Below are 10,978 nucleotides of genomic sequence, written 5' to 3'. Positions count from 1 at the left end.
TCGAACAAGATCGTCTGGCACTCGACCGTCGCGCCGGGCGACATCGTCGTCGTCGACCGCAACTGCCACAAGTCGATCCTGCACTCGATCATCATGACCGGCGCGGTGCCGGTGTTCCTGATGCCGACGCGCAACCACTACGGCATCATCGGCCCGATCCCGAAGGAGGAATTCCGCTGGGAGAATATCCAGAAGAAGATCGCCGCGCACCCCTTCGCCACTGACAAGAACGCCAAGCCGCGCGTGCTGACGATCACCCAGAGCACTTACGACGGCGTGCTTTACAACGTCGAGGAGATCAAGGAAATGCTCGACGGGCGCATCGATACGCTGCACTTCGACGAAGCCTGGCTGCCGCACGCTGCCTTCCACGACTTCTACGGCGACTACCACGCCATCGGCGAAGACCGGCCGCGTTGCAAGACCTCGATGGTGTTCTCGACGCAGTCCACGCACAAGCTGCTCGCCGGTTTGAGCCAAGCCTCGCAGATCCTGGTGCAGAACTCGGAAGGCCGCGAACTTGATTTGAGCGTGTTCAACGAAGCCTACCTGATGCACACCTCGACTTCGCCGCAGTACTCGATCATCGCCTCGTGCGACGTCGCGGCGGCGATGATGGAGGCGCCGGGCGGCAAGGCGCTGGTCGAGGAGTCGATCGCCGAGGCGCTCGATTTCCGCCGCGCGATGCGCAAGGCCGGCGGGGAGTGGGGCAACGAGAACTGGTGGTTCCAGGTCTGGGGGCCGGACGACCTTTCCGAGGAGGGCATCGAAGAGCGCGAAGCCTGGATGCTCAAGCCCGGCGACCGCTGGCACGGTTTCGGCAACCTCGCCGACGGCTTCAACATGCTCGACCCGATCAAGGCCACGATCATCACCCCGGGACTGGGCGTCGACGGGCAGTTTTCGGAGCACGGCATTCCGGCGGCGATCGTCACCAAATACCTCGCCGAACATGGCGTCATCGTCGAGAAATGCGGCCTCTACTCGTTCTTCATCATGTTCACCATCGGCATCACCAAGGGCCGCTGGAACTCGATGGTGACCGAGCTGCAGCAGTTCAAGGACGCCTACGACAAGAACATGCCGCTGTGGAAGGTGATGCCGGCCTTCGTCGCCAAGAACCCGTGCTACGAACGCATCGGCCTTTTCGACCTGTGCCAGCAGATCCACGACGTCTACAAGGCCAACGACGTGGCGCGCCTGACCACCGAGATGTACCTCTCGGACATGGTGCCGGCGATGCGCCCGGCTGACGCTTTTGCGCGCATGGCGCACCGCGAGATCGACCGCGTGCCGCTCGACGAGCTCGAAGGGCGCATCACCAGCATCCTGCTCACCCCGTATCCGCCCGGCATTCCGCTGCTCATCCCGGGTGAGCGTTTCAACGCCACGATCGTGCGCTACCTCAAGTTCGCGCGCGACTTCAACGAGCGCTTCCCGGGCTTTGAAACCGACATCCATGGTCTGGTCAAGGAAGTCGTCGACGGCAAGTCGCGCTACTACGTCGACTGCGTGCGCTGATCGGCGTGTCAATGAAAAACGGCGGCCCGGTGATCGGGCCGCCGTTTTTTTGTTCAGTCGCTTGGACTCAGCGCCGGACGTAGACGACGAAGGTACAGGCCGGCATCGATTCGCTGCTGGCGCGGCGTTCGACCTCCTGCCAGACGGCAGGGTTAAGTTCGGGGAAGAACGCGTCGGCCTCGGGTTCGAGTTCGACCTCGGTCAGGTAGAGCCGGTCGGCGAAAGGGAGTGCGGCGCGGTAGAGCTGCTCGCCACCGATGACGAAGACTTCCTCGGCGCCGCCTGCGAGCGCCAATGCGCCCTCCAGCGAGCCTGCGAGGTCCGCCCCATGCGCCTTGTAGGCCGGGTCGCGGCTGACGACGATGTTCTGCCGGCCAGGCAACGGGCGGAATTTCTCGGGCAGCGACTCCCAGGTCTTGCGCCCCATGACGACGGGCTTGCCGCGCGTCGTCTCGCGGAAATGCCTCATGTCTTCCGGCAGGTGCCAGAGCAGCTGGTTGTCTTTGCCGATGGCGCGGTTGCGCGCGACGGCGGCGATCAGGCTGAGCATCGGGAATGCCTTAAACGGCGACCGGCGCCGCGATGTGCGGGTGCGGGTCGTAGCCTTCGAGGGTGAAGTCCTCGAAACGGAAGGCGAAGAGGTCCTTCACTTCGGGGTTGAGACGCATGCGCGGCAAGGGGCGGGTTTCGCGCGACAGTTGCAGGCGGGCCTGCTCAAAGTGATTGCTGTAGAGGTGGGCGTCGCCGAAGGTGTGCACGAAATCACCCGGGCGGTAGTCGCAGACCTGCGCCAGCATCATCGTCAGCAGCGCGTAGGAGGCGATGTTGAAGGGCACACCGAGGAAGATGTCGGCGCTGCGCTGGTAGAGCTGGCACGAGAGGCGCGGGCGCGGGTCGGCGTCGCCTGACTGGGCGGGCGCGACGTAAAGCTGGAAGAAGGCGTGGCAGGGCGGTAGCGCCATGTGATCGACGTCGCTGGGGTTCCAGGCGGTGACGATGTGGCGACGCGAGTCCGGGTTCTTCTTCAGGTTGTCGATGAGTTGCTTGATCTGGTCGATCTCGCGCCCGTCGGGCGTTTTCCAGTGCCGCCACTGGTGGCCGTAGACCGGGCCGAGGTCGCCGTTTTCGTCGGCCCATTCGTCCCAGATGCGGACGCCGTTGTCCTTGAGGTAGCGGATGTTGGTGTCGCCCTGCAGGAACCAGAGCAGCTCGTGAACGATCGATTTGAGGTGCAGCTTCTTGGTGGTGAGCAGCGGGAAACCGGCTTCAAGGTCGAAGCGCATCTGCCAGCCGAACACCGAGCGGGTGCCGGTGCCGGTACGGTCGTCCTTGGGGGTGCCGTGCGTGAGCACGTGCTGCATCAGGTCGTGGTATTGCTTCATGGGGTGCGGCTCTTGAGGGCGCCGCGCAAGGGCGGCGGAAAAACGGAAGGGATTGATTGTAATGGATGTGTTGTTGCCTTGCGGCTTTTTTCGTGCCGCTTATACTGTGCCGAAATGACAATCACAATCCGTTCGCGGAACCTGCTGCCATGCTGCTGAACCTCTTTTCCTCGCGTCCCGACCATCCGCTGGCCGAGGCCAAGGAGCTGCGACGGGTGATCGGTGAACTGCCGCTCGACCATCCCTACAAGGCGGTGGACGAGGTTCACGGCTGGTTCGAATCCCTGCTCGTGGCCACCGATTTTCGCGCCGACCTGCTGTTCGGCGTGGTGCGCCAACTCGACGAGGCGGCCCAGCCCTTTTTGCGCCGGCTGGCGCGCGACTGCCTGCAGGTGCAGGGCGTCCTGCAGGCGCGGCGCGACGAGCAGCGTATGGCGACCTTGCTCTATGCCTACTGGGGCGAGTTGGCCAACCTCTACACGCGCTGCCTCGATGCCGCGCGCCAGGCGCCCAAGGAGCGCGCGGCCGAGGCGCTCAAGCCTTCGCTGCCGCTCATTGCCGCGCGTCTGATTGCGGCGCGCGCGCAGCAGCTCAAGTGGATCGTCTTGCGTTACGGGCAGATCGGCGAGGAAATCTGGCGGGCCTTGGGGCTTGCCTACCTGGCCGCCGATGCCGACGGCTATGCGCAAAAGCCGGTTCCGCTCTATCCCGGGCAGGCCGCGGTGACGAGCGCGCAGCAGCAATACCTGCGCGCGCTGGTCCTCGCCTCGTCCTCGATGGACGCGCTGGCGCCGGTCGAGATCGAGCTGGCCGACCGCCTGGTCGAACACGCTCTGGCCAGCTTCGAGTTTTCGGCGCAAGCCCGCCCGGACAGCCTCTACTGGATCGATGCCGCCGCCGGCGTCGCGCCGCTGCGTCTCGTGCAACGACCGCGCGCAGTGCCCGCGAGCGCGCGTTTCTTCTCCTCCGGCGACGCGCCGGCCCTGATCGATGGCTTGCTGCGCCAGGTCGAGCGCGGTGAAATTCCAAAAACGCTCAACCTGGGCGGGGAGTATGCGCCGCGGACCTTGTTGCCGGTGTTGCGCCACCTCGCCCGGCACTGGGCGAGCGCACCGCAGCAGCGTCGGCACCGGCGGCACGCGGTGCAGACGCGCATTGCCGTCCTGCAGGGCTTTGACGACTGTTTCGCCGTGCTCTCCGCGGCGCGCGCCGAGGGGGCGCCGCAGGCCGAGACCTGGACGGTCGAGAACGTCAGCCTGAACGGGTTTGGCGCTGTTGCCGCCGGGCTTGGCGAGCGGATGCGGATCGGCGTCCTGCTGGCCTTGCAGCCCGAGGGCGGGGAGAACTGGGTGCTCGGCGTGGTGTGCCGTTTCGGCCGCGACGCGCAGGGGCGCGCCAGTGTCGGCATCCGCACGCTGTCGCGCCAGGCGCAGGGCGTCGAACTCGCGCCACGTGCCGCAGGCTTGGCGGCGGCCTCGGCCGTGCCGGCGATCTGGCTGCGCGAAGGCGACGCCGAGGGCGAAATGCGTTTCGTCCTCCCAGCGTCGGGCTTCGACGTGCGCCAGACCCTTGAGTGCGCAGACGCGGAAGGCGGGCCGTCGCGCGTGGTCCTGGCGCCGATCGAACTCGAGGAAAGCGGGAGCGGCTTCGAGATCGGGCGTTACCGCGTGCGGCCGGAGGCCTGAGCCCAAGGGTCGATCGCTGCGCGCATTCGAGCGCGCGGGACGGTCTTGGTAAAACCGAACTTCGGATTTTTTCTGGCGAGGCGTCCGCCGCGCGCGGGCTATCGAGCCCGGACCGGGGTCAGGCCGCGCCGGTGTCGGGCGTCGATTCGTCCCCTGACGCCGCGTCCGCAGCGTCGGTTTCCAGCGACTTGAGCGCCTGGAACAGCGCGCGGTAGTTGCGCGGCGGCTTTTGCTGCTCCTGTTCCTTGAGCGTGGCCCGGCGCAGGGTGCGCAGGTGTTGCAGGTCGGCGCCCGGGTGGCGCTCAGCGATGCCGTGCAGCACGCCCTCGTCGGCCAGCAGGTCGGCACGCAGGCGCTCGAGGCGGTGCAGGCGCGCGGTTTCGGCGGCCGAGTCGCCGCGCGCCTCGGCGATGGCAGCGCGGATGGGCTCGGCGTCGATGGCCCGCATCAGCTTGCCGATGTATTGCATCTGGCGTCGTTTGGCCTCGTCCTGGCGCTGCATGCGCTGGGCTTCGAGCACCGCCGTGCGCAGTTCGTCGGGCAGGTCGACCTTCTTCAGGCGTTCGCTCGGGAGGGTCACCAGATCTTCGCCGAGGGCTTGCAGTTCGGCCATTGCCTGTTTGCGCTGGGTTTTCGAGGGGCGGTCGAATTGATCTTCGTCTTCGGTGTGGTGGGGCATGCGTTCTTTCTCGGTGTGGGGCGGTCCGTCGGTCGGAGCCGGTGGACGGTGTACTGCTATGATAGCGGCTTTCCAACCGAGCTTCCCGTTCCCATGGCCCGTCGTCCCCTTGCTCCCGCCAGCGATTCGCGCTTCGCCACGCCCTTCGAAACCCTGCAGCACTTGGCGCAGGATGTCCTGGCCGTCGCCCGTGCGGGCGGGGCGAGCGACTGCGAGGTCGACGTCTCCGAAGGCTTCGGTCAGTCGGTCACCGTGCGCTGCGGCGAAGTCGAGACGATCGAGTACAACCGCGACAAAGGCATCGGTGTCACCGTTTATCTCGGCCAGCGTAAAGGACATGCCAGCACTTCGGACTTCTCGCCCGAAGCGGTGCGCGAGACGGTCGCCGCGGCGCTCAACATCGCCCGCTTTACCGCCGAAGATGCGTGTGCAGGGCTGGCGGACGCGGAGCTGCTCGCCGATCGCGAACACTCCTTCCGCGACCTCGGCCTGTACCGGCCGTGGTCGCTTTCGGTCGAAGCCGCGGTTGATGTGGCTCGGCGCTGCGAGGCGGCGGCCTTCGCCGTCAGCCCGCAGGTGAGCAATTCGGAAGGCGCCACGGTGTCGATTCAGGAAGGGCAGTTCGTCGCCGCCAACAGCCGCGGCTTCATCGGCGGCTACCCGACTTCGCGCCATTACGTCTCGTGCTCGGTGATCGCCGGCGAAGGTGACGCGATGCAGCGCGACGACTGGTATTCGATCGGCCGCGACGCCGCGCAGCTGGCGGCCCCCGAGGCCATCGGCGATTACGCCGCGCGGCGCGCGCTGTCCCGCCTCGGGGCGCGCAAGGTCAAGACCTGCAAGGTGCCGGTGCTGTTCGAGGCGCCGCTGGCCGCCTCCCTGATCGGCAACCTGGTGCATGCTGCAAGCGGCGGCAGCCTGTACCGCAAGTCGTCCTTCCTCGTCGATGCGCTGGGCAAGCCGGTTTTCTCGAAGCGGGTGAATATCCGCGAACTGCCGCACCTCCCGGGCGCGTTGGCCAGCAGCCCGTTCGACAACGACGGGGTGGCGACGCAGGACCGCGACTTGGTGGTCGACGGCGTGCTCAACGGTTATTTCCTCGGCGCCTATTCGGCGCGCAAGCTCGGCATGCGCTCGACCGGTAACGCCGGCGGTTGCCACAACCTGCTGGTGCAACCCGGCGAACACGATTTCGCCGGATTGATCAAAGGCATGCGGCGCGGCTTGTTGGTCACCGAACTGCTTGGACAGGGCGTCAATTACGTCAATGGGGACTACTCGCGCGGCGCTGCCGGTTACTGGGTCGAGAACGGCGAGATCGTGCATCCGGTCGAGGAGATCACCATCGCCGGCAACTTGCGCGAGATGTTCATGGACATCGAGGCGATCGGCAACGATGTGCTGGTGCGCGGCTCCAAGCAGGTCGGTTCGATCCTGATCGGGCGGATGAAGGTCGCCGGGCAGTAGGCCTGTGCCGGGTGGTTCCGGCGGGTTTTTGCGGTTTTATGCCGGCGGCGGCAATCGCTGCGCATCTTCATGGGGTTGTTTGGCTATAATCGAGCGGTTGCATGCCGATTACCAACATAACCCAAAGAGGATGAACCATGGAGAGACGTTCCTTTCTGAAGAAGGCCGGCGTCGGTCTGGCCGCTGGCGCAGTGGCCGCCCCCGCCCTGGCGCAGAACGCGCCGACGATCAAATGGCGGATTGCATCGAGCTTCCCGAAGAGCCTGGATACTCTGCACGGCACGGCCGAGTTCCTGGTCAAGCGGATCGCCGAGATGTCGGGCGGCAAGTTCCAGATCCAGCTCTTCGCTGCGGGCGAAATCGTTCCCGGGCCGGGCGTTCATGATGCGGTCAAGGACGGCACGGTCGAAATGGGCTTCACCTGCTCCTACTACTATTTCGGCAAGGAACCGACCTACTGCATCGACACCGCGATCCCGTTCGGCATGAACGCCCGCCAGGTCAAGGCCTGGTATCGTCAGGGCAACGGCGCCAAGCTGATGAACGAGTTCTTCGCCAAGTCGAACATCGTCTCTTTCCCGAGCGGCAATACCGGCGTGCAGATGGGCGGCTGGTACCGCAAGGAGATCAAGAGCGCGGCCGACTTCAAGGGGCTCAAGATGCGCGTCGCCGGCCTCGCGGGCGCAGTGCTGCAAAAACTCGGCGTGGTCCCGCAGCAGATCGCCGGCAGCGACATCTATCCGGCGCTCGAAAAAGGCACCATCGACGCCGTCGAGTGGGTCGGCCCCTACGACGACCAGAAGCTGGGCCTGAACAAGGTCGCCAAGTACTACTACTACCCGGCCTGGTGGGAAGGCGGTCCGCAGATCTCGACCTACATCAACAAGGCCAAGTGGGCAGAGCTGCCCAAGGAATACCGGGCGATGATCGAGGCCGCGTGCGCCGAAGCCGACGCCGAAATGTGCGCCCGCTACGACGCCAAGAACCCGGTGGCGCTCAAGCAGCTGCTCGGTTCCGGGGTCAAGGTGCTGCCCTTCCCGAAGGACGTGATGGAAGCCAGCTACAAGGCGGCGATGGAGTACTACGCCGAGACCTCGGCCAAGTACCCGGACTTCAAGAAGATCTACGACGACTACAAGAAATTCCTCGATGAGCAGAACTTCTGGTTCCGCGTCGCCGAGAACGAGTACGCCAAGTTCATGTACAGCCGCAAGGGCTGAGCGGTGGATGCCGTCTGAAACGGCCAAGAAAAACGGGGGCATGGCCCCCGTTTTTTTGTCCCCGTCGCGCCCTTATTTCGGGGCGGGCTGCAGTTCCAGTGACGGCGGGACGGACGGCTCGTCGTAGTGGGTGTCCGGCAGTTCCATCTGGATGTTGCTGATGTCGACCGTCGCCTCCTGAGCCAGGCTGAAGGTCACCATCTGCGGGAAGGCGATGACCAGCGCCACCATGATGATCTGGATGCCGACGAACGGAATCGCGCCCCAGTAGATGTCCGAGGTCTTTACCGACGCTGGCGCGACCGAGCGCAGGAAAAAGAGCGCGAAACCGAAGGGCGGGTGCATGAACGAGGTCTGCATGTTCACCCCGAGCAGGACGCCGAACCAGATCAGGTCGATGCCCAGCTTTTCGGCGACCGGGCCGAGCAAGGGGACGACGATGAAGGCCAGCTCGAAGAAGTCGAGGAAGAAGGCGAGCAGGAAAATCAGGATGTTCACCACGATCAGGAAGCCGATTTTGCCGCCGGGCAAGTTGCCCAGCAGGTGCTCGACCCAGAGGTGGCCGTCGACGCCGTAGAACGTCAGCGAAAAGACGCGTGCGCCGATCAGGATGAAGACGACGAAGGTGGTGAGCTTGGCCGTGCTTTCCATCGCTTGGCGCAACAGCGGCCAGGTGAGGCGCTTGCGCATCACCGCCATGATCAGGGCGCCTGCAGCGCCCATGGCGCCGCCCTCGGTCGGGGTGGCGATGCCGAGGAAGATCGTTCCGAGGACCAGAAAGATCAGCGTCAGCGGCGGCAGCAGGGTGGTGACGACGCGCAGTGCCAGCGCTTTGCCGTGCAGGCTGCGGGCCGAGAGCGGGAGCGCGGGTACCCACTGCGGACGGATGAAGGAGACAAGCAGTACGTAGCCGATGTAAAGGCCGGTGAGCACGAGACCAGGAACGAAGGCGCCGGCGTACATGTCGCCGACTGAGCGGCCGAGCTGGTCGGCCATGACGATCAGTACCAGCGAGGGCGGGATGATCTGCGCCAGGGTGCCGGAGGCGGCGATGACGCCGGAGGCGAGGCGCGGGTCATAGCCGTAGCGCAGCATGATCGGCAGCGAGATGAGTCCCATCGAGATCACCGAGGCGGCAACGACGCCGGTGGTCGCGGCGAGCAGGGCGCCGACGAAGATCACCGCGTAGGCGAGGCCGCCACGGATCGGCCCGAACAACTGGCCGATGGTGTCGAGCAGGTCTTCGGCCATGCCCGAGCGTTCGAGAATCAGGCCCATGAAGGTGAAGAAGGGCACGGCGAGCAGGGTTTCGCTCGCCATCACGCTGAAGATGCGATCAGGCAGCGCTTGGAAGAGTTGCGGCCCGAGCAGTCCCAGCTCGATGCCGATCAGGCCGAAGACGATGCCGTTGGCGGCGAGCGCGAACGCCACCGGGAAACCGGTGAGCAGGAAGATCACCATCGAAACGAAGATGATCGGGGCCATGTTGGCGATCAGGAATTCGCTCATTTTGCGTCTCCCTGTTGGGCGTGCGCCTTGATCACGGCGGCCAGTTCCTCTTCTGCGCTGGGGGCGTTCTTCTTCAATGTCGGGTCGGGGCAGGCGCCGCGTAGAAACCCGATACGTTTGATCAGCTCGGAGCTGGCTTGCAGGATGAGCAACAGGAATCCGGCCGGGATCATTAGGCGCGCCGGCCACATTGGCAGGCCGCCGGCGCTGTTGGACATTTCATTGCTCAGCCAGGCGTTGACGAAGACCGGCCAGGACAAAACCATGATCGCGATCGCCATCGGCAGGAGGAAGAAGAGGATGCCCAGGATGTCGATCCAGGCTTGGCCGCGGCGCGAGAAGCGGTTGGAGATCAGGTCGATGCGAACGTGTTCGTTGCGCAGTAGGGTGTAGCCGGCGCAGGCCATGAAAATCAGGCCGAACAGGTACCACTGGATTTCGAGCAGGGCGTTCGAGCTGTAATTAAAGGCGTAGCGCATCAGCGCGTTGCCGGAGCTGATCACGACGACGATCAGCACCAGCCAGATCGTGGCTTTGCCGATGCGCGTCGTGGTCGCGTCGATCAGGCGCGAGAGCTTGAGAAGGGCGTTCACGGTGGTCCTCGGGGTCTTTGGCGTGCAGGATTTATCGTTGTCGTCGCGACAGCGCGCTTGTATGGTGCGCGCTTGCCGTTTCCGGAACGCCGGGCCGCGGGGCTCGCAGACTTCGGGTTCCGCGCTGCAAGCGCGTGATTATGACACAGAAAATTGCTCAAAATGGCGCATTCGTGGGCGATTTCATTCGTTTTGCGGCTTCCCTTGTCCGGCGGGCGGACAACTGATTTAATTCTCTGTTTTTTGCACCTGAAACCATCATGTCCTCGAATCAAGCGACGCGCCTCTGCCTTGTCCGGCATGGCGAGACCGAATGGAACCTCGGCCAGCGCATCCAGGGGCACCGCGACATGCCGCTCAATGCCACGGGGCTGAACCAAGCCCAGGCGCTGGCTGTGGGCTTGACCGAACAGCGCTTTAGCGCGATTTATTGCAGCGACCTGCAGCGCGCTCGGCAGACGGCCGAACCCCTGGCGAAGGCCTTGGGCATGACGGTGAATATCGAGCCCGAGCTGCGCGAACGGAACTTCGGTTGTTGCGAGGGGCAGACTTTCGAGGAGATCATGGCCGGCGACGCCGAGGTGGCGCATGGGCTGACGTCGCGCCAGCCCGATTACGTCCTGCCCGGCGGCGAGAGCCTGCAGCAGCACTTGGCGCGCGTCGAGCGCTGCCTGTCGCGTCTGGCGCAGGCCCACGCTGGCGAATGCATTGCGGTGATCACCCACGGTGGCGTGCTCGACCTCGTGTATCGCCGCGCACGCGGCATTCCGCTTGGTCGGCCGCGCGACTTTCCGCTGCCCAACGCCTCGATCAACTGGATGACCGTCGATCGCGATTACTGGCTGATCGACGACTGGGGGCGGACCGAGCACCTCGGCGACGATTTCGTGCCCTTGCCTTTCGTCGTCCGCGTCTGACCCAG

General features: G+C 65.0%; 10 protein-coding genes. 5 read left to right on the top strand and 5 right to left on the bottom strand.

Features of this window, described 5'->3' with window-relative positions; genetic code table 11:
* A partial coding sequence (locus tag QMB55_RS11535; RefSeq protein ID WP_497588858.1) for an Orn/Lys/Arg family decarboxylase occupies positions 1-1,521 on the top strand: 1,521 nt, incomplete at its 5' end.
* Between the two features lie 67 nt (positions 1,522-1,588).
* Here QMB55_RS11535 and QMB55_RS11530 read toward each other — a convergent pair.
* Both QMB55_RS11530 and QMB55_RS11525 read right to left on the bottom strand, forming a co-directional pair.
* Positions 1,589-2,071 carry a dihydrofolate reductase gene (locus QMB55_RS11530; RefSeq protein WP_497588857.1) on the bottom strand — a complete coding sequence of 161 codons (483 nt, stop codon included), beginning with the start codon at positions 2,069-2,071 and terminating at the stop codon, positions 1,589-1,591.
* A 10-nt stretch (positions 2,072-2,081) separates the two neighbouring features.
* On the bottom strand, positions 2,082-2,903 hold the full coding sequence (locus QMB55_RS11525) for a thymidylate synthase (RefSeq protein ID WP_497588856.1): 822 nt from the start codon (positions 2,901-2,903) through the stop codon (positions 2,082-2,084).
* A 149-nt stretch (positions 2,904-3,052) separates the two neighbouring features.
* On the opposite strand from QMB55_RS11525, the gene QMB55_RS11520 reads away from it, so the two are divergent.
* Complete coding sequence (locus QMB55_RS11520; protein WP_497588855.1) at positions 3,053-4,588, top strand: cyclic-di-GMP receptor FimW-related protein; 1,536 nt, start codon at positions 3,053-3,055, stop codon at positions 4,586-4,588.
* 118 nt (positions 4,589-4,706) lie between these two features.
* On the opposite strand, the gene yjgA is transcribed toward QMB55_RS11520, so the two are convergent.
* Entirely contained in the window at positions 4,707-5,267 is a 561-nt protein-coding gene (yjgA, locus tag QMB55_RS11515; protein WP_497588854.1) for a ribosome biogenesis factor YjgA, read from the bottom strand.
* Between the two features lie 93 nt (positions 5,268-5,360).
* Between yjgA and pmbA the strand changes: the two genes are divergently transcribed.
* A complete protein-coding gene (gene pmbA, locus QMB55_RS11510; protein ID WP_497588853.1) occupies positions 5,361-6,734 on the top strand; it encodes a metalloprotease PmbA in 1,374 nt (457 codons plus the stop codon).
* A gap of 137 nt (positions 6,735-6,871) precedes the next feature.
* Entirely contained in the window at positions 6,872-7,954 is a 1,083-nt protein-coding gene (locus QMB55_RS11505; protein ID WP_497588852.1) for a TRAP transporter substrate-binding protein, read from the top strand.
* A 72-nt stretch (positions 7,955-8,026) separates the two neighbouring features.
* Here QMB55_RS11505 and QMB55_RS11500 read toward each other — a convergent pair whose 3' ends face one another.
* Together QMB55_RS11500 and QMB55_RS11495 are read right to left on the bottom strand one after the other, a co-directional pair.
* A complete protein-coding gene (locus tag QMB55_RS11500; RefSeq protein WP_497588851.1) occupies positions 8,027-9,463 on the bottom strand; it encodes a TRAP transporter large permease in 1,437 nt (478 codons plus the stop codon).
* The gene (locus QMB55_RS11495; protein ID WP_497588850.1) at positions 9,460-10,056 is read right to left on the bottom strand and encodes a TRAP transporter small permease subunit; all 597 of its coding nucleotides are present in this window, start codon (positions 10,054-10,056) and stop codon (positions 9,460-9,462) included. Before QMB55_RS11495 ends, QMB55_RS11500 begins: the two co-directional genes overlap by 4 nt.
* Before the next feature lie 260 nt (positions 10,057-10,316).
* Between QMB55_RS11495 and QMB55_RS11490 the strand changes: the two genes are divergently transcribed.
* Positions 10,317-10,973, top strand: a complete 657-nt coding sequence (locus tag QMB55_RS11490) for a histidine phosphatase family protein (protein WP_497588849.1) — start codon at positions 10,317-10,319, stop codon at positions 10,971-10,973.
* Positions 10,974-10,978: the final 5 nt, after the last annotated feature.

The organism is Propionivibrio sp. (assembly GCF_041441355.1).
Lineage (GTDB): Bacteria > Pseudomonadota > Gammaproteobacteria > Burkholderiales > Rhodocyclaceae > Propionivibrio.
This window is presented reverse-complemented; position numbering and strand designations above follow the sequence as displayed.